Here is a 22968-nt window from a genome sequence, read left to right as displayed (position 1 = left end):
CACCGTACCGGCCCGCGTTGTTCAGACGCTGAACCGGTTCAACGTGTACGCCCGATAAGCCGCGACAAACGCGTCGAACGAACCGACTTCTTCCCGTTCGAGTTTGGCCTGTTCTGCGAGCGACTGCGCGGCGAGATCGGTGAATGCCCTGGTCTGCTCCGCATCCAGCGGACGCGCGCGGAAATACGCGGCGTGCGCTTCGCTTTGCGCGAGGCCGAAGGCGAGGAAGCTCTGCTGCTGCTCGCGCATGGTCTGCAGGACGCGCGCCGACGGCGTCAGCGATACATCCGCCAGCTTCGCGCGTTGAACCGCGACGGCGCGCGCGTGTGCGTCGCCGCCATGCAATGCGTCGAGCGTGGCCGCGGCCGCGTCGATCTTGACGAGCAGTTCGTTTGCCCAATCCGCCATCGCCACGGGGCGGCCGTCGCGTGTCAGTTCGAGGCAGGGCTTGCGCCCTTCCATCGTCACGCGGCCGAAGTTCAGGTTGGCTTCGGCATAGGCATCGGGCGGCAACAGCGCGCTGTCGTCGAGCGCGCAGACCAGCAGGTAGGCGTCGAGAAAGCGTGACGTCTCGAGCGAAATGCCGGTCGGCTCGAACGGATCGATGTCCATGCAACGGACTTCCACGTATTGCACGCCGCGCGCGGCCAGCGCGTGCAGCGGACGCTCGCCCGGATACGTGATGCGCTTCGGACGGATCGTCGAGTAAAACTCGTTTTCGATCTGCAGTACGTTCGTGTTGATCTGCACCCACTCGCCGTCGCGCTGTGTACCGATCGCCTCGTACGCCGGATACGGCTGGCTCACGGCTTTCGCGAGCGCGTCGAGGTAGCCTGGCAGCGTGTCGTAATCGGCGTGCAGTGCAGCTTGCGCCGTGGTGTTCGAATAGCCGAGGTCGCTCATGCGCAGGCTGGTCGCGTACGGACGGTAGAGCGTGTCGGCGTCGAACGTGTCGAGCGTGTGTTCGCGGTTGCGCAGGAAACGGCGATCCAGCGCCGGCGACGCGCCGAACAGATACATCAGCAGCCAGTTGGTGCGGCGGAAGTTGCGGATCAGCGCGAGATAGCGGTCGGACTGGAAGTCGACGGCGTTCGCGGTGGATTGCTGATCGGCATGCAGCAGGCGCCACACTTCTTCGTTCAGCGAATAGTTGTAGTGGATGCCGGCAATGCACTGCATCGTGCGGCCGTAACGGAGCGCGAGACCGATCCGGTACACGTACTTCAGTTTGCCGATATTCGAACTGCCGTATCGCGCGATCGGAATGCCTTCGTCGGTGTCGGGCAGCAGGCCCGGCATGGAGTTGTTCCACAGGATCTCGTCGCCGAGTTCCGCGTAGACAAAACGATGCAGCGTGTCGAGTTTGTCGAGCGTGATTGCGACGTCTTGCTCAGCCGGCGTGATCAGTTCGAGCAGCGCTTCGGAATAGTCCGTGGTGAGCGACGGATGCGTGAGCGCCGAACCGAGCGCCGGCGAATGCGGCGTCATGGCGAGCTTGCCCTCGTGCGTCACGCGCAGGCTTTCCTTTTCGATGCCGCGCAGGCCGCGTATCAGCGCGGCGCGCTGCGGGCCTGAGGTCAGCACGGACAGGCGGTGCGAGAGCGCGTCGGTCGTGCGGGAAGGTGTCGTGTTTGGCATTGATGCGAGTCGGGCGTTGTCGGCCGCCATGTGCCGCAGCACTGCGCGGTTGACAACGTTCGGCGGAATTTTCAGTAGCGGGCACTTTAACATCTCGCCACGACGGCTGCTTGAGGCCGCTCTGGTGGCCTAACCGGACACTCCGGGCGGCCGCTTTTCCGGGTCAATCCGCCTGACTTTTGGGCCAATCTGTCGGCTGTGGGTCACGTCACTTTACCCACCGCGGGCCTCGCCCGCGATCCGCTTTGCTCCCCGTTCGGCGCCAGGCTTTAGCCGCCACGCGCGGCGCCGGCGCGGTCCGCCACTTCGTTCCACAGATGCATTGCCGCGTACGCGCGCCACGGCCGCCACGTGTCGGTGCGGGTGCGTTGCTGCGTGGGCCGCACGAGCGACGGATCGCGCGCGCAGATCGACTGCATCAGCACGAGGTCCCATGCGGGCCACGCGTCGGGGTCGCGCCATGCGCGCATCGCCACGTACTCGACGGTCCACGGGCCGATGCCGGGCAGCGCGAGCAGCGCGGCGCGCAGGCTGTCGGCGTCCGCCGTGCTGCTGTCGAGCGGCACGTCGCCGGTGGCAACCGCATGCGCGAAGCCTTGCAACGCCGCTACACGTTTGCCCGGCATGCCGATCTGCGCGAGATCCACGGCGGCCAGCGCGGCGGGCGTCGGAAAGCGCCAGGCGGTGTTCTCGTGCGGATGCCCCTCGATGCGCTCGCCGGCGCGCTGCACCAGCCTGCCGATGATCGTGGTCGCCGCCTTCACGCTGACCTGTTGCCCGACGATCGCGCGCACCACCAGTTCGAAGCCCGACCACGCGCCCGGCACACGCAGGCCGGGCACGGCTTCGACGAGCGGCGCGAGCCACGGGTCGGCGGCGAGTTCGGCGCCGATCTTTTTGGGATCCGCATGCAGATCGAACATCTTCGCAATCGGCGCGGCGAGCGCGTCGGCGTGACGGCTCACCGGCCCTTCGATGCTGGCGACAAGGCAGCGCTTGCGCGGATGCAGGCGCACGCTGAGCGTGCCGCCGTGGCCGGCCCAATCGATCGCGCGACGGTACGCGCCGTCTTCCACTGCTTCGACGCCGGGCGTCGCGCGTCCGCCGAAGAAGCGCAGCAGGCGCGGCCAGTCGAAGGGTGATTTAAACGGCAATTCGAAAGTAGCGACTTCGTCAAGCGTGCTCACGCGGCGTGGTCCAATTTTTGGTGGTGGTGTCGTCGTCGATGTCGGCGCCCGCAAGGGCGCGCTCGTCGAGCCTTGTCTGTCCGCGCGAAAAATCGCCGGCATGTTGCGCCTCGTTGTCGAGCAGCGCGGCCTTGCGCGGCAAACCCCAGCGATATCCCGCCAATGCGCCGCCCTTGGCCACCACGCGATGGCAAGGAATCGCCAGCGCCACCGGGTTTGTCGCGCACGCGCTGGCCACTGCGCGCACCGCACGCGGGGTGCCGAGCGTTTCGGCGATCTGCGAATAGCTGCGCGTCTCGCCGTAGGGAATGCGCCGCAGCGCGTCCCAGACACGCTGGCGGAACGCCGTCGCGGCGATATCGAGCGGTAGGTCGAAGTCCTGGCGCGTGCCTCGCAAATACGCGTCGATCTGCGCGATGAACGGCGCAAGGTGTTCGGTATCTTCCAACAGATCGGCGTTTGCCAGTTCGCCGCGCAGGTCGTCGGCGAGCATGGCGGCGTCGTCGCCGAAACCGATCTTGCAGATGCCCTTGTCCGTGGCCGCGACCAGCACGAAACCGAGCGGGGTCGACGCGCAGGCATAGCGCACGGTGAGTCCCGCGCCCTTGCGGCGATAAGCGGACGGCGCCATGCCGAGCTCCGCCGACGCGCTGTCGTACATCCGCGAGGGCGAGCCGAAGCCCGCGTCGAGCGTGGCGCGGGTGACGTCAGAGCCGCTCCGGAGCGCGTCGCGCAACGCGGCGCCCCGTTGCGCGGCCTGATATTGACGCGGCGACACGCCGACTACGCGTTTGAACAGGCGCTGAAGGTGAAACGGGCTGACATGCACGGCGTCGCTCAACTGCGCGAGCGTGAGACGTTGTTGCGGGTCGGCGTCCAGTGCGGCGCACGCGCGGTTCACGATTTCCAGCTCGCGCGGCAGACCGCCGGGCTGGCAGCGCTTGCAATCGCGAAAGCCCGCGGCGCGAGCGGCCGCGGCGTCGGTGAAGAACGCGACGTTCTCGCGGCGCGGCTGGCGCGACGCGCACGACGGGCGGCAGAACACGCCGGTCGTTTTGACGGCGTAGAAGAACGCGCCGTCGGCCTGCGGCTCGCGGCGTGTGACGGCTTCCCAGCGCTCGTCGTCGGAAGTCCAGCTGGCGGCGCCGGAGGTGGTGTCGGCAGGATTGCGGTTCATGATGGTCCCGGTCGGGCGGTGTCGATGCTCACCAATGTAGGCCGCATGCCGACACACTACGCCCCGGTTCTTGCTCTGTCATTGCGCTTCTTCGTAACCCTGAAAGCCATGCCAGGCAATCGTCTTGCCGCAAAGTGCGACAATTTGGCCCGATATCGGGTTTTCCCTTAAAAAGTTATTGCGTCGCATCAACCCCATGTGTATATTAGTACTTGTCTCCTCCATGTCTCCTCCTGATATGGATTCAGCCCGCTCCACATAGAGCGGGCTTTTTTTCGTCTGGACCTCTCTGATGCGGCCCTCATTCGCAGCGCCGTCCTTTCTTCTACACTGGCTATTCACCCATTCTTCGAAGCGGCCAAGGGGCGTTCGACATGAAAATCCACATTCGCGAGATCGATCACATCGTCATTCGGGCGACGAATGTCGAGGCCATGGCGCGTTTTTATTGCAACGTGCTCGGCTGCAGCGTGGAGAAGGAGCAGCGCGATCTGGGCCTGACCCAGTTGCGCGCGGGGCGCTCGCTGATCGACCTGTTGCAGGTCGGCGCGAAGCTCGACCATGCCGAAAACGGTGTGCCGGGCAGCGGGCGGAATATGGATCACGTGTGTTTGCGCATCGATCCGTTCGACGCCGAGGCGCTCAAGACGCATCTGGCCGAGCACGGCGCGCGGCTGGGCGAACTGGGACTGCGCTATGGCGCGGACGGTTATGGACAGTCGCTGTATCTGTTCGACCCGGAGGGCAACATGGTCGAACTCAAGGGGCCGCCGGAAGCGGCGCGGGTGACGTCGCTCTAGGCGCTTGCGGCGTCAGGCGTTGGCGGGCGCTTTCAGCACCGTCCATTCGATCTTCACCGCATCGGCTTCGGCGCTGCCGAGCCAGGCTTCGCCGTCCTGCACCGTGCATTGCAGGCGCATGGTCCGTTCGGCCAGCGAGCCGAGCGCCGTGGCGACATCTTCGCCGAGCGTCCACACCGTCACGTTGCGCATGCGTTCCACCTTGTTGCGCACGCCCTGCCACCAGATGTCCGACGCGCGGCCGCCGTAGGCGATCACGATCACTTCGTTCGAGCGGCCGCTTGCCTTGGCGATACGCCGCTCGTCCGGCTGACCGACTTCGATCCATGTTTCGATCGCACCGGTGAGGTCCTTTTCCCACAGGTCCGGTTCGTCCACGTCCGACAAACCTTTGCAGAATTCGAGGCGTTCTCGCGCGAACAGCGCGAACGCGGCGACGCGGACCATCATCCGTTCGTCGGTTTCCGAGGGATGGCGGGCGATCGTCAGCGAATGGTCGGCGTAGTAGTGCCGGTCCATGTTGGCGATCTGCAGTTCCGCCTTGTAAATCGTCGATTTGAGAGCCATGCCGTTGCTAAACCAGGCGCTCGCTCCACCGGAGCGAACTGAAAAAGAATCGTCGACGGCGCGTTGCCGTTTTCCGTGTTTGTGATACATCGTCTGTCCCTCCCGCGCCGTCAGTCGGCTGCTATTGCCACGGGAGAAGCATTTATCGCGCCACTGCCGGCTCGAAAGCCGCGCCGTAGACCTCGCCAGCGGCTTCCCGCAAGGCTTCGAGCACGACCGAGGCCGCAGGTGAAAGCAGGTGCGACTGGCGCGTGATGATACCGAATGTATCCATCCTGCACGGTAAATCGATCGGCAACCGCTTCAGCACGCCGTACTGTTGGTACTGACGCGCCACTTCGTCAGGTAAAACCGCCAACATGTCGCCTTGGAGCAGCAAGCTCGAAATCGCCAGAAAATTGTTCGTATTGACCACGTTTTGCGGCGGATTCAACCCGATCTGCGAAAACATCAGATCGAAGCGATGGCGCAACACGCTGCCCGGCGGATGCAGAACCCAGCTGGCGTTCACGATTGCACGCAGCGTCAAACCTGTCTCATTTTCGAGATGGTGGCCGGGCCGTGCCACGACGCAAAGCGGTTCGTCCGCGAGGGGTTCGTAGCGGACCTCGGTTTTGAACTGGTTTTGCCGCTCCAGCACGCGGCCGATCATGATGTCCAGTTCGCCTTCCGCCAGCCGCGGCAGCATCACGTCGGAGGTTTCCACCTCGACCCAGACCTGCAATTGCGGATAGCGCTCTTTCACGCTGGCAATCGCGCGCGGCACCATGGTCGCTGCCGCCGCCGCGATGACGCCGATCCGCACCTGCCCCGCCAGACCGGCGCGCAACGCCGAGATTTCGTCGTGCGCGTGGCTCAGATTCGACAGCACCATGCGCGCGTGACGGATCATCACTTCGCCGTACAAGGTGGCATGCATGCCGTGCGGCGTGCGGTCGAACAGGCTCACGTCCAGCATGTCCTCGAGCTCTTTCAATAGACGCGATGCGGCGGGCTGGGTCATGCCGAGCACGTCGGCGGCCCGACGCACGTTACCCTCCTCTTCCATCGCTGCGAGCAGCAGCAACTGCCGCGTCTTAAGTCGCGCCCGCACGAACCAGTTCGAGTAGCTACGCGTCATGGCTTGTCTCCACCCTGTTTTCCGATGAGGCGGCTCGATGCCGTCTGCCGGGCGATGTGCCGGGCGCATGCCTCCATCATGCCATACCGGAATTGATATCGGGACAGCCTAAAAAGGGATTGGAAAGTTATTGGGACGGCTCATACCATTCGTGGACTTTCCGAGCTTCCTTTATGTGGCGCCCTTTCCGTCGATGAACCGCGATCCCGTCCCACTCGTTGCAAGTGCTTTGCGCCACTACATCAATGGCGCATGGGAAACGGGCGCGACCACCGGCGTCTCGCTCAACCCGTCGGATCTCGACGAACCGGTCGGCGAATACGTGCGGGCCGATGTGCGGCAAACCGATACGGCCGTCGAAGCGGCGCATGCGGCCTTCCGCGAGTGGTCGCTGGGTTCGGCGCGGCGCCGCGCGGACGCGCTCGATGCAATCGGCAGCGAGGTGCTCGCGCGCCGCGCCGAACTTGCCCGGTTGCTCGCGCGTGAAGTCGGCAAGACGTTGCCCGAGGCCTTGACCGAGGCGACCCATGCCGGGCAGACCTTCAAGCTCTGCGCTGCCGACGCTTTGCGCGCCGCTGCCGAGCCCGGCGGGAGCGCGCGCGCCGGCGTCGAGGTCGACGTGACGCGCGAACCGCTCGGCGTGGTCGGCCTCATCGCGCCGTGGAGCGCGCCGCTGGCGATTGCCGCGGCGAAGATCGGTGCCGCGCTCGCCCACGGCAACTGCGTCGTTTTCAAGCCGGCCGAGTCGACGCCGGGTTGTGCGGTCGCGCTGGCGTCGATCATCAGCCGCGCCGGTCTGCCCGCGGGCGTGTTCAATCTCGTGATGGGCAGCGGCCGGCAGGTCGGCGCGCGGATTGCCGCGCATCCGCTGACGGCGGCGATCAGCTTCACCGGCTCGGCTGAAACCGGCACGCGCGTGCTGCAAGCCGCCGCCGCTCGCCAGGCGCGCGTGCAACTCGAAATGGGCGGCAAGAATCCGTTCGTGGTGTTGGCCGACGCCGACCTCGACGGCGCTGTCGAGGCCGCGTTGACCGGCGCCTATGGCTCGGCCGGACAACGCGGCACCGCGGCGGCGCGGCTGATCGTCGAGCGCGCGGTGTTCGAGCCGTTCGTGGACGCCTTGCAGGCGAAACTCGCCAAACTCTCGATCGATCACGCCTTGAAGCACGGCACGGACATGGGACCCGTGGCGAACGCCACGCAGTTGCAGCGCAATCTCGACTATGTGCGCATCGGTCAGCAGGAAGGCGCGCACCTGCTGCACGGCGGCCGGCAACTGGAACGTGCCACGCGCGGCTATTTTTTCGAGCCCGCGCTGTTCATCGGCGAATCCGAACACCGTATCGCGCGGGAGGAGATATTCGGCCCGCTCGCCGTCGTGCTGCGCGCGGACGATTACGACCACGCGCTGCATCTCGCGAACGACACCGCATACGGTCTATGCGCCGGCATCTGCACGCGCGCGCTCGAGCGCGCGCGGCATTTCCGCCGTCATGTGCATGCCGGCCTCGTCACGATCAACCTGCCCACCACCGCCGTCGAGTATCACGCGCCCGGCGGCGGCCGCAAGGCCTCGGCCTATGGCGTCACCGACGCAGCCTTCTGGACGGCCGTGAAGACGGCCTACGTGGCGGGCTGACGGTCATGAGATCCCTTTACGCCGTTACATCCCTTAACGCTCGTTCACGTCCCGGCTGACGTCGCCGTGCATCGCCCGCTGCAAATAAACGAAATCAATGCAGCTTTTCAACCTCAGGAGACAGATATGACCAGCAAGCTTCGCCGTTTGACCCTATCCGCCATAGCGGCCGCGGCGCTCGCCGCACCCTTTGCCGCGCAGCTTTCCGCGCACGCGGATCAGCCGCTCAAGGTCGGCTTCCTCGTGAAGATGCCGGAACAGGCGTGGTTCATCAACGAACAGAAAGCCGCGACGGCGCTCGGTCAGAAGGACGGCTTCTCGGTGGTCAACATCGGCACGCCCGATGGTGAAAAAGTGCTGGCCGCGATCGACAACCTCGGCGCGCAAGGCGCCAAAGGCTTCGTGATCTGCGCGCCCGACGTGCGTCTCGGACCGGCGATTCAGGCGCGGGCGAAACGCTACAACATGAAGTTCGTCACCGTCGACGATCAGTTGGTCGACTCCACCGGCAAACCGCTGCCGAACGTGCCGCATCTGGGCATGTCCGCGTTCAAGATCGGCAATCAGGTCGGCACCGCGATCTCGGAAGAAATGAAGCGTCGCGGCTGGAAGCCCGAAGAAGTCGGCGCGCTGCGCATCACGAACTACGAATTGCCGACCGCGAAACTGCGCACCGACGGCGCGACGCAAACGCTCCTCGCCGGCGGCTTCAAGAAGGAAAACATCTTCGACGCCCCGCAGAAGACGACCGATGACGAAGGCGGCTTCAATGCGTCGTCGCCGGTGCTCGCGCAGCATCCGAACATCAAGAAGTGGGTGATCTTCGCGCTCAACGAGGAAAGCGTGCTGGGCGGCGTGCGCGCAACCGAGCAACTGCATATTCCGGCAGCGGATGTGATCGGCGTCGGCATCAACGGCGCGGGCGAAGCGTTCGCCGAATTCCAGAAGAAGGAACCGACGGGCTTCTACGGCACGATCGCCGTGAGCTCGACGATGCACGGCAAGGAAAGCACGGAGAACCTCGTCGAGTGGATCAAGGACGGCAAGCAGCCGCCCGCCGACACGCAGACCACCGGCAAGCTGATGGTGCGCGGCAACTGGCAGGACGTGCGTAAAGAGCTCGGCATCTAAGCGGCTTTTATAAGCGGCATTCGAGTCTGCACGCTGCGGGCCGTTTCGCGCAAACGCGAAGCGGCCCGCACAGGTTGTTCACCCGCTTGAGGTTTTTCGATGATGTCTTCACACACCGAGTCCCCCCCCGGCGAGCCGGCACTTTCGTCTGCGCTCGCGTCGACCGAGCCGTACCTGCAACTGGACGGCATCACCGTGCGTTTTCCCGGCGTGCTCGCGCTCGATCAGGTGTCGCTCGAAGTGCGGCGCGGCGAAGTGCACGGCCTGATGGGCGAAAACGGCGCCGGCAAATCGACGCTGCTCAAGGTGTTGTCCGGCGTGAATCAACCCGCGGCGGGCACCCTGTCGCTCGATGGCGTCGAGCAGCAGTTCACCACGACCAGGGCGGCGATTGCCGCGGGCGTGGCGATCATCTACCAGGAACTGCACCTGGTGCCGGAGCTGACCGTCGCGGAAAACCTGATGCTCGGCGCCCTGCCCAATCGTTTCGGTGTGCTGGACGAAAAAGCGCTGGTGGCGCGCGCCGTGCGAGAACTGGAACGGCTCGGCGAAAAGATCGAGCCGTCGCAGCAAGTGAAGAATCTTTCGATCGGCCAGCGGCAAATGATCGAAATCGGCAAGGCGCTGATGCGCGACGCGCGCGTGATCGCGTTCGACGAACCGACGAGTTCCCTCTCGTCGCGCGAGACGACGCAGCTGTTCCGGATCATTCGCGCACTGAAGGCCGAAGGCCGCGCGATCATCTACGTCACGCACCGGATGGATGAAGTGTACGAACTGTGCGATCGCGTGACGGTGTTTCGCGACGGCCGCCGCATCGATACGTTCGAAGCGGGTGAAGGACTCGACCGCGATCGCCTGATCAGCTGCATGGTGGGCCGCTCGATTGCCGACGTGTACGGCTACCGCTCGCGCGACCTCGGCGACGTGCAGCTCGACGTCAAGGATCTGATGGGACGCGGCTTGCGTGAGCCGGCTTCGTTCACGGCGCGTAAAGGCGAAATCGTCGGTTTCTTCGGACTGGTCGGCGCGGGGCGTTCCGAATTGATGAAGCTCATCTACGGCGCGGTCAAACCGGTTGGCGGCGAGATCACGCTCAACGGCAAGCGCGTGCGCTTTGCCACGCCGCGCGACGCGGTGCGCGCGGGCGTGGCGCTGTGCCCCGAAGACCGCAAGCAGGAAGGCATCGTCTCGATCGCCTCGGTATCGGACAACCTCAATATCAGTTGCCGCCGCCATTTCAGCCGCTTCAACGTGCTCAACGGGCGCAAGGAAGCGCAGACGGCAAAAGAGTTCATCGGCAAGCTCGCGATCAAGACGCGCAACGGCGACACGCCGATCGGCACGCTCTCCGGCGGCAATCAGCAGAAGGTGATTCTGTCGCGCTGGCTCGCCGAAGACATCGACGTGTTCCTGATGGACGAACCCACACGCGGTATCGACGTCGGCGCGCGCAGCGAGATTTACGGGCTGCTGTATGGGCTCGCCGAAGCGGGCCGCACGGTGATCGTCGTGTCGAGCGATCTCGCCGAAGTGATCGGCGTGGCGGATCGCGTGATCGTGATGAAGGAAGGCCGCATTGTCGGCGATCTGCCGAAGGCGCAGGCCACGCCGGATGCGCTGATCAAGCTCGCCCTGCCCCGCTGACGCCGCCGCGCCCCCTCCGGCAAAACGAAAGCCACTGAATCGAATTGCGCCATTGAAACGGAACACACACCATGCACACACCCTCAACCGATTCCTCGACCCCGGCCGTCCCCTCAGCGGGCCTGAGCGCGCGCGCCGCGCGCACCTGGGACCTGATCAACAAGTCCGGCATCGTCATGGTGTTCGTGATTCTCTTCGCGGTTCTGTCGTTCACCGTGCCCGACTTTCTGAGCTCGCGAAATATCCAGGGCTTGCTGCTCTCCGTCACGCTGATCGGTTCGATCTCCGTCACGATGATGTTCGTCCTCGCCCTCGGCGAAGTGGATTTGTCGGTGGCGTCGATTGTCGCGTTCGCGGGCGTGGTGGCATCCACGCTGATCACCGCGACGCATAGCGTGATGCTCGGCATCGCGGCCGGGGTGCTCGCGGGCGGCGCGGTCGGACTCGTGAACGGCGTGCTGGTCGCGCGCTACAAGATCAATTCGCTGATCGTCACGCTCGCCATGATGGAAGTCGTGCGCGGCCTCGCTTACATCACCTCGAACGGCGACGCCGTGATGATCTCCGAAGAGCGTTTCTTCGACCTCGGCGGCGGCTCGTTCCTCGGCATTTCGTATCCGATCTGGAGCAACATCGTCGGCTTCGTGCTGTTCGGTTTTCTGCTGAAGAAAACCGTGTTCGGCAAGAACGTGCTGGCCGTCGGCGGCAATAGCGAGGCGGCGTTGCTGGCGGGCTTGCCGGTGACTCGCATCAAGATCACGGTGTTCGTACTGCAAGGCCTCGTGACCGGCTTCGCGGGCGTGATGCTGGCCTCGCGCATGAGTCTGGGCGACCCGAAAACTTCGGTCGGTCTGGAACTCGGTGTGATTTCGGCATGCGTGCTCGGCGGCGTGTCGCTCACGGGCGGTGTCGCGACGATTTCCGGTGTGCTGGTCGGCGTGCTGATCATGGGCTCCGTGCAGGACGCCATGAGTCTCCTGAACGTGCCGACCTTCTATCAATACCTGATTCGCGGCGGGATTCTGCTGCTCGCGGTGCTGTTCGACCAGTTCCGGCGCAGCAAGCGCGTGCACTGACGCGCCCCGCTCCACCTATTTGCCAACAGGAGATTTCATGGCTGATTCGAACCAGACTAAAAAGCCGCTGCGCAGCCAGGCGTGGTTCGGCCTCAAGGACCGCGACGGCTTTCTGCATCGCTCGTGGATGAAGAACCAGGGCATTCCACACGACGAATTCGACGGACGCCCGGTGATCGGCATCTGCAATACGTGGTCCGAACTGACGCCGTGCAACGCGCATTTTCGCGAGCTCGCCGAGTATGTGAAAAAAGGCGTGCACGAAGCGGGCGGCCTGCCGCTCGAGTTCCCGGTGATGTCGCTCGGTGAGACCAACCTGCGGCCCACCGCGATGCTGTTCCGCAACCTCGCCTCGATGGATGTCGAGGAATCGATTCGCGGCAATCCCATGGACGGCGTGATCCTGCTGGTCGGCTGCGACAAGACCACGCCCGCGCTGCTGATGGGCGCGGCGTCGTGCAATCTGCCCGCGCTCGCGGTATCGGGCGGTCCGATGCTCAATGGCCGCTTTCGCGGCAAGAACATCGGCTCCGGCACAGGCGTCTGGCAGATGTCCGAAGAAGTGCGCGCCGGTACGATGACGCAGGAGGAATTCACCGAAGCCGAGTCGTGCATGAACCGCTCGCGCGGCCACTGCATGACGATGGGCACGGCCTCGACGATGGCCTCGATGGTCGAATCGCTCGGCATGGGCTTGCCGCACAACGCGGCGATTCCCGCGGTCGACGCGCGCCGTCAGGTGCTCGCGCATCTCGCGGGGCGCCGCATCGTCGATATGGTCCGCGAGGATCTGACGATGGACAAGATCCTCACGCGTCAGGCCTTCGAAAACGCGATCCGCACGAATGCGGCGATCGGTGGCTCGACCAATGCGGTCGTCCATCTGATCGCGCTCGCCAAGCGTATTGGCGTGGAGTTGTCGCTGGAGGACTGGGAGCTGGGTTCGGACGTGCCGTGTCTCGTGAATCTGCAACCGTCGGGCGAATACCTGATGGAGGACTTTTACTACGCGGGCGGTTTGCCGGCCGTGTTGAAGCAACTCGGCGAACAGGGACTGCTGCATAAGGAAGCGCTGACGGTAAACGGCAAGACACTCTGGGACAACGTGCGCAACGCCCCGAACTATGACGAAAAGGTCATCACGACGTTCGCCGAGCCGTTCAAGCCGAAGGCCGGCATCGCGGTGCTCAAGGGCAACCTGGCGCCGAATGGCGCGGTGATCAAACCGTCGGCGGCGACCGCGAAGCTGCTGAAACACCGCGGCCGCGCCGTGGTGTTCGAGAACATCGAGGAACTGCACGCGAAGATCGACGACGAGTCGCTCGACATCGACGAGCATTGCATCATGGTGCTCAAGGGCGCCGGGCCGAAGGGTTATCCGGGTTTCGCCGAAGTCGGCAACATGCCGCTGCCGAAAAAGGTGCTGCAAAAAGGCATTACGGACATGGTGCGCATTTCCGACGGTCGCATGAGCGGCACGGCGTACGGTGCCGTTGTGCTGCACGTGTCGCCGGAAGCGGCCGCAGGCGGCCCGCTCGCGTTCGTGCGAACCGGCGACATGATCGAACTCGATGTCGAAGCACGGCGCCTGCATCTGGACGTCAGCGACGACGAACTCGCGCGCCGGCGCGCCGCATGGCAGGCGCCGGAAGCGCCCAAACGCGGCTACTACAAGCTCTACGTCGAACACGTGCTGCAAGCGGACCAGGGCGCCGATCTCGACTTCCTGGTGGGATCGAGCGGCGCGCCGGTGCCGCGCGATTCGCACTGATCGACGCGGCTGCGCGCGCGACGAGCCAACGGTTGTTTCCTGCGCTTTGCGAGAAGGCGTGCTGCCGATGCGGATCGACATCATCCGCATCGGCTTTTTTCTGTCCGTTCAACGTCAAGCAAGCACGCGCAAATAAAAACGGCTAGGCATAAGATGCCCAGCCGATTTTTAACTCACAGGTTCACCGCCGCCGGCTTTTTAAAGCCAGAGGATCGACGCATGAAAAACCCCATTACGGCCTTTTGCCGGAATGACGGCGTTCAGCTTATTGCTTGATGAATCGATCGTTTGCCCAAAGACCTTGCGTGTCGCTATTACCGGAATTCACGAATTCGACGTCGTGGCCCACCACGCGCACGACGCGGAAACTCGAATTTTCCGGTGTCGAAACACATTGATATCCGGAGAAGAATTCCTGCATCTTTTGCTGTTCACCGGCCTGCGCGTGCTGGTCGGCGGCGTCGAGTTTATCCTTCGACAGGCAGCCGTACGCATTGGCCTTGAACTGAATGGTCTGCTGCGGCTTGATCATGACGTCTTGCGCCTGAACAGTTGCGGCAGCCAATCCCGCAATGGCGAAAACAAGGGCGATTCGCGTTTTCATATTTTCCTCCGGGGCGGGTCGATACTCAGGTTAGCTATGTATTTAACTTTAACGTTGAACCCGCACCTTGCACTTTAGGAGAACGCGAGAGAACGACAAGCACATCTTGTGTGCGGTCGCAACAGCGGCGAATTGTCGCACCTGCCTTTTGACCGGCTTAATCGTTGAGCAGTGACTCAAATAGACCGGGTTTCAATGGATAAATAAGAGACGTGCATGGCGCGCCGCTTTAACCAGTAAAGCTTTGCGACGCGCATTAGCGTAAACGAGAGGCGTCACTTAAGCGAGTTACTACATTTATTCCGTGCGCTTGGTGCGTTGCACACAAAGTCATTCGACTGACTAAATAAGAAACACGAAATAACGGTGCAGTTGCAGAAGATAAAGAGTGCCAGGCATCAAACGGTGCGCCGATCGGCTGACCAATGAGAGCGCTGCGCACCATCGCAAGCTTAGCCGAGGCGCCGCTTGAGCTCGAAGAAGTCGTCCTGGAACATGCACATACGCAAGGCGTTGTGATAGCTGCCGTTGCCGAAGAATTCCTCGATCAGTTCGGCTTCGTGCCGGAAGCCGCACTTCTCGTAGATGTGGATCGCCGATGTATTCGACTTGTCGACGATCAGATAGACCTTGCGCAAGTTCAGCACCGAAAACGCATAGTCGGTTGCAAGTTCGGTGGCCAGAGTGGCATAGCCGCGCCCTTGCGCATGGGGCGCGATGATGATCTGAAACTCGCCACGCCGATGGATATAGTCGAGCTCGATCAACTCGACCACGCCGACGGTTTGCCCCTCGTTATCGATCGCCACGAAGCGCCGTTCGCGCAGGTCGTGCACGTGCTGGTCGTAGAGCTGCGTCAGTTCGGAAAACGTTTCGTACGGCTCTTCGAACCAGTAACGCATGATTTTGGCGTTGTTGTTCACTTCATGGACGAAGCGCAGATCGGTGCGTTCGAGCGGGCGCAACGTGAGTTCGCTGCTGCGTTCGGTAGTCATTGGATTCCCCTTGAGAGCTATTGGCCTGGCTGCGTCCGCGCCGTAGCGGGTCGAGTGCTTTTCAGTTAGTCAGAACCCGGTGCGGGGAGTTCTTGCAAACGCCTGCGCCCCTGCACAACTTTTTTGCGGCACGCAAGGTGGCGTGCGGGTTAGCCAACCCCGAGGCGTCGGATTGCCGCAGGCTCGGGATCGAGCGCCGCCGGAGCGATTGTGCGTGGCGCGGCACGGTGTGGGTACGCGCGGTGCTCTACAATGAAATCATGCTCTTGCGACCGGAGGCCACCGTGATCGAGCACTTGATATTGGGCGTCTTTCTGGTCGTTCCGCTCCTCATCGTTGCGTTTCTTTTCTCCGACGAATTGTGGCAAGAACACCGGCTTCTGCACGACATGCGACCCGCGCAGTTGAAGCCGCGCCGCATCGACTGGCGGCATCCGCTGCGGCGCTCGCGGCATCGGCTCTAGCGCACCGCGTGTGCTCGTCAATGCCCCCGTTGCGTGGTGAAGCGCGCGAATAATCACGGCCCGTACGCCGCGTGGAAACGCTTGCGGCTCACGAACGTGGCACTCAGTCTGCGCGCCAATGAGCCCGAATGCGCCTGGCAAGCGCCTCGAGCGTTTCCGCATCGGCGACATCGCGCGCATGCATGCGTAGCGGCTGACCTTCCCAGCGCGGAATCACGTGAAAATGCACATGCGGTACGGTTTGACCCGCGGCGGCGCCGTTGAACTGCCCGATGAACACGCCATCCGGACGCAACGCCGCGCGCACTGCAATGGCGAGCTTTTGCGTCATGCGTATGCACGCCACGGTCGAGGCATCCGACAGCTCGAAAATCTCCGCCACGGCTTCCTTCGGCACCACCAGCAGATGACCGTCGGCTTGCGGCATCAGGTCCATGAAGGCGAGGGCCGCACCGGTTTCGGCCACTTTGATGCAGGGTAATTCGCCACGCAGAATCCTCGCGAAGGGATTGCTGTCGTCGTAGTTCATCGCGTTCCTCTCATGGTGGAAGGTCATCTCGGCTGTTGCCGCGGTTGGCGATATTGTCCATCACCTGTGTTACACCACGCGCGCCGCGCGCTTGATCGCCTGCGGCGGCTGGCCGAACGCGCGCAGAAACGCGCGCCGCATCCGTTCGGTATCGACGAAGCCGGTTTCCGCCGCCACCGCCTCCATGGAATGCCGGCCCGCTTCCAGCATGGCGCGCGCGGCTTCGACGCGCAATGCCTCGATGGCTTTGGCCGGGGACTGGCGGGTTTCGTCGCGAAACGCGCGGCTGAACTGGCGCGGGCTGAGATGCGCGACGTCGGCGAGCTGTTCGACCGTCAACGGCTCACGCAAATGGCTTTTGGCGTACGAGAGCGCGTTCTGGATCCGGTCGGATTTGGGCTCCAGGTCCAGCATGGCCGAGAACTGCGACTGGCCGCCGGTGCGGCGGTGATAGACCACGAGCTTCTTGGCGATGGCGCGCGACACCTCGACGCCGAGATCGTTTTCAACGAGCGCGAGGCACAGATCGATGCATGCGGTCATGCCGGCCGACGTCCACACCGAGCCGTCGACGATAAAGATCCGGTCTTCGTCCACGCGAGCCTGCGGGAAGCGCTGTTGCAGATCACGCGCGTGAATCCAGTGGGTCGTGGCGTGGCGGCCGTCGAGAATTCCGGCCTCCGCCAGCACGAACGCGCCGGTGCAGATGCTGGCGGTGCGCCGCGAGGCGGCGAGCGCGTCGTTCAGGAACGCCAGCAACCCCGGCGACGACGGCGCGATCTGCATCGCACCGGTGACCACCACGGTGTCGTACGCCGGATCGCCGAACGGCCGGGTGGCGATCTCGACGCCGGCCGAGCTGCGCACCATGCCGCCATGCTCGGAAACGACCTCCACTTCGTACTCGGGCCGGCCGGCCTCCAGGTTCGCGAGTTCGAACACCGCGATCGCCACCATGTCGAGGATCTGGAAGCCGGGGAAAACCACCACGCCGACGTGTCTCATTGTGATGTCCTAAAACGAGGTAAATACGACATTTGAGACAGAAGGTTACGCGCCTACACTTGCCTCGTCAACCCCGCAATGCGACGCGAAACGGCGCCGCGGCGGAGGTTTCGGGTTTTCCCATTCATCGGACAGGGCTATGGCGCAACGCGTCGCGCCCGCAAGGAGAGATTCACATGGCAACGCAAGCAGGCAAAGGAACGGCATTGGTGACGGGCGCATCGTCGGGTATTGGCGCGGTGTATGCGGACCGCCTCGCACGGCGCGGTTACGACCTGATTCTCGTGGCGCGCGACGGCGAGCGGCTGAACGGTCTGGCCGAGCGCTTGGCGACCGATACCGGCCGCCGCGTCGACACCATCGCGGCGGACCTCACCGTCAAAGCCGACGTACGCCGCATCGAAGAACGGCTGCGCACGGACCGCGCGATCACGATGCTGGTCAATAACGCGGGCGTCGGCGCGACCGCCTCGCTGATCGACTCGGACGTGGACGCGCTCGAACAAATGATCGAGCTGAACGTGACGGCGCTCACGCGTCTGACGGCGGCCGTGGTGCCTGGCTTCGTGGAGCGGGGCAACGGCATCGTGATCAATATTTCGTCGATCGTGGCGTTGTCGCCGGAAACGTTGAACGGCACGTATAGTGGCACCAAGGCCTACGTGCTCAACCTCACGCAGTCGCTGCATCACGAAGTGGGCGGCAAGGGCGTGCAATTGCAAGCGGTGCTGCCGGGCGCGACCAGCACGGCATTCTGGGACCGTGCGGGTCTGCCGGTCGAGCATCTGCCGACGCAGATCGTGATGACCGCCGAAGACATGGTCGACGCCGCACTTGCCGGTCTCGATCAGGGCGAACTGGTGACGATCCCGTCGTTGCCGGACGCCGCCGACTGGGAGCGTTTCAACAGCGCGCGCCAGCATTTGCAGCCGAACCTGTCGCACAAACTGCCGGCCGCCCGTTATAAGCAGGTTCCGGCAACGGCGTAACGGCTGGAGAGAGTACTAAACGCGGAGAAGTGCAGGGTGGCTGAACGCAGTTCGCTCACGCCCTTAGCGCCAGTCAGTCGCCACGTCGTCGGGATCGACCAGCGTCAATCCCGACGACGGCAGCGGCAGCGCCGTCTTGTAACGCACCTGCTTGAGCGCAAAGCTCGAGCGGATATTGGAGATGCCCGGAATCTTCGTCAGATGATCGACGATGAAGCGTTCCAGCGTCTGCATATCCGGCATGACCACGCGCAGCAGATAGTCGGCGTCGCCGGTCATCAGATAGCACTCCATCACTTCGGGACGCTCCGAAATCGCCTGCTCGAAGCGCTGCAGCGCGTCTTCCACCTGCTTTTCCAGACTCACCTGAATGAACACGTTGATGCGCAGCCCGAGCGGCTCCGGATTCAGCAGCGTGACCTGCTGCTTGAACAGGCCCAGTTTTTCGAGCGCCCGCACGCGGTTGAAACACGGCGTGGCCGACAGATTCACCGAGCGCGCCAGATCCGCGTTGGTGATGCGCGCGTTCTGCTGCAACTGGCTCAGGATGCCGATGTCGATGCGGTCGAGCCGTCTGGGTGGCGTGGTCATAGTAGAAATATTCCGTGTCATGGGCGAATATCGGAATAAATAGCCTATCGCAGCGCACGAATGCAAGCAATTAAGTCGCTCATTTTGCGAGCACATGGTTACCATTGACTCACTCGATCCTGAGCCGAACGTGTCGATGCGGGAGTGGTGCCATGACGGATTTATCCAGCGGTAGCAAGCAGTTAGGGTTTCTGAACCCGCAACGTACCGACACCCCGGAGCAGGCGGATACCGATCCGCAGGAAACCGCCGAATGGCTGGAGGCGATCGACGGCGTGGTCGCCCATGCCGGCCGCGATCGCGCGCAGTTTCTGTTCGACAAGCTCGCGAGCCACGCGCTCTCGCTCGGCGTGGAATCGGCACGCACGAATGTGACGCCGTATCAGAACACCATCCCGTTCGAGCAACAGCCGCGCTATCCCGGCAATCTCGAACTCGAAGAACGGCTCGCCGCCGCGCTGCGCTGGAATGCGCTCGCGATGGTGGTGCGCGCGAACAAGGCGTATGGGGAGCTCGGCGGCCATATCGCGAGTTACGCGTCCGCGGCGGATCTGTTCGAGGTCGGGTTCAACCATTTCTTCCGCGCCACCGCGCCGGGCGGCGAGGAGGGCACGGCCGACCTCGTCTACTTCCAGCCGCATTCGTCGCCGGGTGTCTATGCGCGGGCGTATCTGGAAGGCTTTCTCTCCGAGCAGAACCTGCAGCACTACCGGCGCGAGATCGGCGGTCCTGGCTTGTGCTCGTATCCGCACCCGTGGCTGATGCCGGACTTCTGGCAGTTCCCGACGGGCTCGATGGGCATCGGCCCGATCAATGCGATTTATCAAGCGCGATTCATGCGCTATCTGGCCAATCGCGGCCTCGTGCAAACGGAAGGCCGCAAGGTGTGGGGCTTCTTCGGCGACGGCGAAATGGACGAGCCGGAGTCGACCGGCGCGCTCTCGCTCGCCGCGCGCGAAGGGCTCGACAACCTCGTGTTCGTGATCAACTGCAATCTGCAGCGCCTCGACGGTCCGGTGCGCAGCAACGGCCGCATCATCGATGAGCTGGAGGCGCACTTTATCGGCGCCGGTTGGAACGTCATCAAGGTGATCTGGGGTTCGGACTGGGACGCCCTGTTCGCGCGCGACCGCACCGGCGCCTTGCTGCGCGCGTTCGCCCATACGGTGGACGGCCAGTTCCAGACCTTCTCGGCGAACGACGGCGCTTACAACCGCGAACGCTTCTTCGGCCAGAACCCGGAGCTTGCCGCACTCGCCGCGCAACTGAGCGACGAGGACATCGACCGCCTGCGCCGTGGCGGCCACGACGTGCGCAAACTGCACGCGGCCTATGCGAAGGCGCTGGCGCACCAGGGCCAGCCGACGGTGATCCTCGCGAAAACGATGAAGGGCTTCGGCATGGGCGCCTCGGGCCAGGGCCGCATGACCACGCATCAACAGAAGAAGCTCGATTTCGACGACCTCAAGGCGTTTCGCGACCGCTTCCGCCTGCCGTTGACGGACGAGGACGTGGAACAGGTGAAGTTTTACAAACCAGCGGAAGACAGCCCGGAGATGCAATACCTGCATGCGCGCCGGGCTGCCTTGGGAGGCTATCTGCCCAGAAGGCGGCGAGTCGCATCGAAGGGGCTGATCGTCCCGCCGGTGTCCTCCTGGGGGCAATTCGCGCTGGAATCCAACGGCCGCGACATGTCCACGACCATGGCGCTGGTCCGCATGCTGACGGCGCTGCTCAAGGACCCGGAAGTCGGCCCGCGGGTCGTGCCGATCGTCGCCGACGAGGCCCGCACTTTCGGCATGGCGAACATGTTCCGCCAGGTCGGCATCTATTCGCCGCTCGGGCAGTTGTACGAGCCGGAAGACCTCGGCTCGATGCTGTACTACCGCGAGGACACCAAAGGCCAGATCCTCGAAGAGGGCATTTCGGAAGCGGGCGCGGTGTCGTCGTGGATCGCGGCGGCGACGTCGTACAGCGTGCACGATCTGCCGATGCTGCCGTTCTACATCTACTACTCGATGTTCGGTTTCCAGCGCATCGGCGATCTGATCTGGGCGGCGGCGGATCAGCGCGCGCGCGGTTTCCTGATCGGCGCGACCGCGGGCAAGACGACGCTCGGCGGCGAGGGCCTGCAGCATCAGGACGGCACCAGCCATCTGGCGGCATCGACGATTCCCAATTGCCGCGCGTACGACCCGGCGTTTGCCTACGAGGTTGCCGCGATCGTCGACGAGGGCATGCGCGAGATGGTCGAGCAGCAACGCGACGTGTTCTATTACGTCACCGTGATGAACGAGAACTACGCGCAGCCGTCGGTGCCGGGCGGCAACCTGGAGGCGCTGCGCGAAGGGATTCTCAGGGGCATTTATCAGCTCGCCGCGCAAGCGCAGGCGAGCACGCAAGCCAAGGTGCAATTGCTCGGCGCGGGCGCGATTCTCGGTGAAGTGATCGCGGCGCAGCAGATGCTGAGGGACGATTGGCAGATCGACGCCGCCGTGTGGAGCGTGACGAGTTTCACCGAGTTGCAGCGCGACGGCATGGCGGCGGAACGGCTCGCGCGGCTTGGCGAAGAGACCGGCACGCCGTATGTCACGCAGGCGCTCGAGGCGTCGCACGGCCCGATCATCGCCGCGACGGACTATGTTCGCGCCGTGCCGGAACTGATCCGCGCTTACGTGCCGCGCCGCTACGTGACGCTCGGCACCGACGGTTTCGGCCGCAGCGACACGCGTCAGGCGTTGCGGGCGTTTTTCGAAGTGGACCGCAAGGCGATCGTGATCGCCGCCCTCAAAGCACTGGCGGACGAAGGCGCGATCGAGGCCAGCGTGCTTGCCGAAGCGCGCCGTCAGTATCTCGGCGACGCGGCGCTCGGCGCGGCGTCCTGGCAATGCTAGGACAGCGCGCCCTGAACGGTCAGTCGCTCACCGCGACCTGGTTCTTGCCGTCCCGTTTCGCGCGATAGAGGCCGACGTCGGCGGCTTCGATCAGCTTCGTCACCGGCTCGGTGATCGACGGCACGAGCGTCGCCGCGCCGATGCTGATCGTCACCACGCCGGTCGCAGAGCCCGAATGCGCAATGGCCAGGTCCTCGATGGCAATGCGGATCTTTTCCGCAAGCAGACGCAAGCCGCCCGCCGAGGTGCCCGGCACCACCACCGCGAATTCCTCGCCGCCGAAGCGCGCCGCGAGATCGGGCGAGCGTCCGAGGCATGCTTCGACGGTTTGCGCGACCCGTTTGAGCACTTCGTCGCCGGCGACGTGTCCGTAGGTGTCGTTGTAGGCCTTGAAGTTATCCACATCGATCATCAGGAAGCCGAGGCCGGTCTTGTCGCGCGTGCCGCGCCGCCATTCGGCGGCCAGATATTGATCGAGGTAGCGCCGGTTCGACAGACCCGTCAGGCCGTCCGAATGCGTGAGGCGCTGCAGTTCCAGATTCGTCGCGAGCAATTGCTGCTGCGATTGACGGAGCGCCTGGTAGGCCTCGTCGCGTTGCAGCAGGTTCAGATACGAGCGCGAGTGATAGCGGATGCGCGCGATCAGCTCGATGCGATCCGGCAGTTTTACCAGATAGTCGTTGGCGCCGGCCGCGAAGGCCGCGCTCTTGACGAGCGGTTCTTCCTTGGTCGACAACACGATGATCGGAATGTCGCGGGTCGCCGGATTTTGCCGGTATTGGCGCACGAGGGTGAGACCGTCCGTGCCCGGCATCACCAGGTCCTGAAGGATCACCGTCGCACGCGTTTCCGCGGCGCAGCGCAGCGCACCTTCAGGCGACGCGCAGTAGTGGAAGTCGACGCTCGCTTCGTCCGCCAGCGCCTGGCGGACCGCCTCGGCGATGATCGCCTGGTCGTCGACCAGCAACACCATGATCGGACACTCGGCAGCGGGCGGATTGCCGAGGATGCGCGCGAGTGCGTCGTCGACCGCGAGATTGGCCGCATCCACCGCGTCCAGCGCCTGTGCGTCGCCTTCCGCGCGATCCCGCGCGGCGATGATCTGATGCGGTTCAGGAGTGTCCATGTCGTTCAGCCAGAAAGG

21 protein-coding genes are annotated in these 22968 nt (G+C 64.0%); 9 read left to right on the top strand and 12 right to left on the bottom strand.

The annotated features are described in order from the left end of the window. Nucleotides 1-21: 21 nt before the first annotated feature. From gshA to CJU94_RS40755, 4 genes are all read right to left on the bottom strand, one after another. Nucleotides 22-1638, bottom strand: a complete 1617-nt coding sequence (gene gshA / locus CJU94_RS05420) for a glutamate--cysteine ligase (protein ID WP_095420228.1) — start codon at nt 1636-1638, stop codon at nt 22-24. Nucleotides 1639-1907: 269 nt separating this feature from the next. Further along, the gene (locus tag CJU94_RS05415) at nt 1908-2825 is read right to left on the bottom strand and encodes a DNA-3-methyladenine glycosylase family protein (RefSeq protein WP_095417840.1); all 918 of its coding nucleotides are present in this window, start codon (nt 2823-2825) and stop codon (nt 1908-1910) included. Then, on the bottom strand, nt 2812-4002 hold the full coding sequence (gene ada / locus CJU94_RS05410; RefSeq protein ID WP_244220923.1) for a bifunctional DNA-binding transcriptional regulator/O6-methylguanine-DNA methyltransferase Ada: 1191 nt from the start codon (nt 4000-4002) through the stop codon (nt 2812-2814). The genes CJU94_RS05415 and ada overlap by 14 nt, the downstream gene beginning before the upstream one ends. 78 nt (nt 4003-4080) lie before the next feature. Beyond that, nucleotides 4081-4227: a hypothetical protein gene (locus CJU94_RS40755; RefSeq protein ID WP_157763719.1), complete on the bottom strand. Its 147-nt coding sequence runs from the start codon at nt 4225-4227 to the stop codon at nt 4081-4083. A gap of 149 nt (nt 4228-4376) precedes the next feature. Between CJU94_RS40755 and CJU94_RS05405 the strand changes: the two genes are divergently transcribed. Beyond that, nucleotides 4377-4802: a VOC family protein gene (locus CJU94_RS05405; RefSeq protein ID WP_095417839.1), complete on the top strand. Its 426-nt coding sequence runs from the start codon at nt 4377-4379 to the stop codon at nt 4800-4802. Nucleotides 4803-4814: 12 nt separating this feature from the next. Here the strand turns inward: CJU94_RS05405 and CJU94_RS05400 are convergent, their stop codons facing one another. Beyond that, nucleotides 4815-5369 carry a YaeQ family protein gene (locus CJU94_RS05400; RefSeq protein WP_095417838.1) on the bottom strand — a complete coding sequence of 185 codons (555 nt, stop codon included), beginning with the start codon at nt 5367-5369 and terminating at the stop codon, nt 4815-4817. Nucleotides 5370-5511: 142 nt separating this feature from the next. Continuing rightward, complete coding sequence (locus CJU94_RS05395; RefSeq protein WP_095417837.1) at nt 5512-6489, bottom strand: LysR family transcriptional regulator; 978 nt, start codon at nt 6487-6489, stop codon at nt 5512-5514. Between the two features lie 193 nt (nt 6490-6682). On the opposite strand from CJU94_RS05395, the gene CJU94_RS05390 reads away from it, so the two are divergent. From CJU94_RS05390 to CJU94_RS05370, 5 genes are all read left to right on the top strand, one after another. Further along, nucleotides 6683-8128 carry an aldehyde dehydrogenase family protein gene (locus CJU94_RS05390; RefSeq protein WP_095420227.1) on the top strand — a complete coding sequence of 482 codons (1446 nt, stop codon included), beginning with the start codon at nt 6683-6685 and terminating at the stop codon, nt 8126-8128. A 126-nt stretch (nt 8129-8254) separates the two neighbouring features. Continuing rightward, nucleotides 8255-9259 (top strand): arabinose ABC transporter substrate-binding protein, encoded by a 1005-nt coding sequence (locus CJU94_RS05385; RefSeq protein WP_095417836.1) that lies wholly within the window; start codon nt 8255-8257, stop codon nt 9257-9259. A gap of 99 nt (nt 9260-9358) precedes the next feature. Next, nucleotides 9359-10906: an L-arabinose ABC transporter ATP-binding protein AraG gene (gene araG, locus CJU94_RS05380; protein ID WP_095417835.1), complete on the top strand. Its 1548-nt coding sequence runs from the start codon at nt 9359-9361 to the stop codon at nt 10904-10906. 71 nt (nt 10907-10977) lie between these two features. Further along, nucleotides 10978-11982, top strand: a complete 1005-nt coding sequence (gene araH / locus CJU94_RS05375) for an L-arabinose ABC transporter permease AraH (RefSeq protein ID WP_095417834.1) — start codon at nt 10978-10980, stop codon at nt 11980-11982. Nucleotides 11983-12019: 37 nt separating this feature from the next. Beyond that, nucleotides 12020-13753, top strand: a complete 1734-nt coding sequence (locus CJU94_RS05370) for an IlvD/Edd family dehydratase (RefSeq protein ID WP_095417833.1) — start codon at nt 12020-12022, stop codon at nt 13751-13753. 265 nt (nt 13754-14018) lie between these two features. Here CJU94_RS05370 and sap1 read toward each other — a convergent pair whose 3' ends face one another. Both sap1 and speG read right to left on the bottom strand, forming a co-directional pair. Continuing rightward, nucleotides 14019-14357: a surface attachment protein Sap1 gene (gene sap1 / locus CJU94_RS05365; RefSeq protein ID WP_095417832.1), complete on the bottom strand. Its 339-nt coding sequence runs from the start codon at nt 14355-14357 to the stop codon at nt 14019-14021. Between the two features lie 452 nt (nt 14358-14809). Next, on the bottom strand, nt 14810-15352 hold the full coding sequence (gene speG / locus CJU94_RS05360; protein ID WP_095417831.1) for a spermidine N1-acetyltransferase: 543 nt from the start codon (nt 15350-15352) through the stop codon (nt 14810-14812). A 92-nt stretch (nt 15353-15444) separates the two neighbouring features. On the opposite strand from speG, the gene CJU94_RS41715 reads away from it, so the two are divergent. Then, nucleotides 15445-15816, top strand: a complete 372-nt coding sequence (locus CJU94_RS41715) for a hypothetical protein (protein ID WP_244220922.1) — start codon at nt 15445-15447, stop codon at nt 15814-15816. A gap of 103 nt (nt 15817-15919) precedes the next feature. On the opposite strand, the gene CJU94_RS05350 is transcribed toward CJU94_RS41715, so the two are convergent. Both CJU94_RS05350 and CJU94_RS05345 read right to left on the bottom strand, forming a co-directional pair. Continuing rightward, nucleotides 15920-16345, bottom strand: coding sequence for an HIT family protein (locus CJU94_RS05350; RefSeq protein WP_095417830.1), 426 nt, complete (start codon nt 16343-16345; stop codon nt 15920-15922). A 69-nt stretch (nt 16346-16414) separates the two neighbouring features. After that, a complete protein-coding gene (locus CJU94_RS05345) occupies nt 16415-17350 on the bottom strand; it encodes a GlxA family transcriptional regulator (protein ID WP_095417829.1) in 936 nt (311 codons plus the stop codon). 176 nt (nt 17351-17526) lie between these two features. Between CJU94_RS05345 and CJU94_RS05340 the strand changes: the two genes are divergently transcribed. Further along, nucleotides 17527-18339, top strand: coding sequence for an SDR family NAD(P)-dependent oxidoreductase (locus tag CJU94_RS05340; protein ID WP_095417828.1), 813 nt, complete (start codon nt 17527-17529; stop codon nt 18337-18339). Between the two features lie 63 nt (nt 18340-18402). On the opposite strand, the gene CJU94_RS05335 is transcribed toward CJU94_RS05340, so the two are convergent. Continuing rightward, nucleotides 18403-18930: an Lrp/AsnC family transcriptional regulator gene (locus tag CJU94_RS05335; protein ID WP_095417827.1), complete on the bottom strand. Its 528-nt coding sequence runs from the start codon at nt 18928-18930 to the stop codon at nt 18403-18405. 152 nt (nt 18931-19082) lie between these two features. Here CJU94_RS05335 and mdeB point away from each other — a divergent pair, with 152 nt between their 5' ends. Continuing rightward, on the top strand, nt 19083-21824 hold the full coding sequence (gene mdeB / locus CJU94_RS05330; protein ID WP_095417826.1) for an alpha-ketoglutarate dehydrogenase: 2742 nt from the start codon (nt 19083-19085) through the stop codon (nt 21822-21824). Between the two features lie 19 nt (nt 21825-21843). Here the strand turns inward: mdeB and CJU94_RS05325 are convergent, their stop codons facing one another. Continuing rightward, nucleotides 21844-22950 carry a diguanylate cyclase gene (locus CJU94_RS05325; protein WP_095417825.1) on the bottom strand — a complete coding sequence of 369 codons (1107 nt, stop codon included), beginning with the start codon at nt 22948-22950 and terminating at the stop codon, nt 21844-21846. Nucleotides 22951-22968: the final 18 nt, after the last annotated feature.

This window comes from Paraburkholderia aromaticivorans, from assembly GCF_002278075.1.
Lineage (GTDB): Bacteria > Pseudomonadota > Gammaproteobacteria > Burkholderiales > Burkholderiaceae > Paraburkholderia > Paraburkholderia aromaticivorans.
This window is presented reverse-complemented; position numbering and strand designations above follow the sequence as displayed.

Bases quoted from the DNA above. Each gene is read 5' to 3' on its own strand.
- gshA (WP_095420228.1), bottom strand. From the start codon at position 1,638: ATGCCAAACACGACACCTTCCCGCACGACCGACGCGCTCTCGCACCGC.
- ada (WP_244220923.1), bottom strand. From the start codon at position 4,002: ATGAACCGCAATCCTGCCGACACCACCTCCGGCGCCGCCAGCTGGACT.
- CJU94_RS40755 (WP_157763719.1), bottom strand. From the start codon at position 4,227: ATGGAGGAGACAAGTACTAATATACACATGGGGTTGATGCGACGCAAT.
- CJU94_RS05405 (WP_095417839.1), top strand. From the start codon at position 4,377: ATGAAAATCCACATTCGCGAGATCGATCACATCGTCATTCGGGCGACG.
- CJU94_RS05400 (WP_095417838.1), bottom strand. From the start codon at position 5,369: ATGGCTCTCAAATCGACGATTTACAAGGCGGAACTGCAGATCGCCAAC.
- CJU94_RS05395 (WP_095417837.1), bottom strand. From the start codon at position 6,489: ATGACGCGTAGCTACTCGAACTGGTTCGTGCGGGCGCGACTTAAGACG.
- CJU94_RS05390 (WP_095420227.1), top strand. From the start codon at position 6,683: ATGAACCGCGATCCCGTCCCACTCGTTGCAAGTGCTTTGCGCCACTAC.
- CJU94_RS05385 (WP_095417836.1), top strand. From the start codon at position 8,255: ATGACCAGCAAGCTTCGCCGTTTGACCCTATCCGCCATAGCGGCCGCG.
- araG (WP_095417835.1), top strand. From the start codon at position 9,359: ATGATGTCTTCACACACCGAGTCCCCCCCCGGCGAGCCGGCACTTTCG.
- araH (WP_095417834.1), top strand. From the start codon at position 10,978: ATGCACACACCCTCAACCGATTCCTCGACCCCGGCCGTCCCCTCAGCG.
- CJU94_RS05370 (WP_095417833.1), top strand. From the start codon at position 12,020: ATGGCTGATTCGAACCAGACTAAAAAGCCGCTGCGCAGCCAGGCGTGG.
- sap1 (WP_095417832.1), bottom strand. From the start codon at position 14,357: ATGAAAACGCGAATCGCCCTTGTTTTCGCCATTGCGGGATTGGCTGCC.
- speG (WP_095417831.1), bottom strand. From the start codon at position 15,352: ATGACTACCGAACGCAGCAGCGAACTCACGTTGCGCCCGCTCGAACGC.
- CJU94_RS05350 (WP_095417830.1), bottom strand. From the start codon at position 16,345: ATGAACTACGACGACAGCAATCCCTTCGCGAGGATTCTGCGTGGCGAA.
- CJU94_RS05345 (WP_095417829.1), bottom strand. From the start codon at position 17,350: ATGAGACACGTCGGCGTGGTGGTTTTCCCCGGCTTCCAGATCCTCGAC.
- CJU94_RS05340 (WP_095417828.1), top strand. From the start codon at position 17,527: ATGGCAACGCAAGCAGGCAAAGGAACGGCATTGGTGACGGGCGCATCG.
- CJU94_RS05335 (WP_095417827.1), bottom strand. From the start codon at position 18,930: ATGACCACGCCACCCAGACGGCTCGACCGCATCGACATCGGCATCCTG.
- mdeB (WP_095417826.1), top strand. From the start codon at position 19,083: ATGACGGATTTATCCAGCGGTAGCAAGCAGTTAGGGTTTCTGAACCCG.
- CJU94_RS05325 (WP_095417825.1), bottom strand. From the start codon at position 22,950: ATGGACACTCCTGAACCGCATCAGATCATCGCCGCGCGGGATCGCGCG.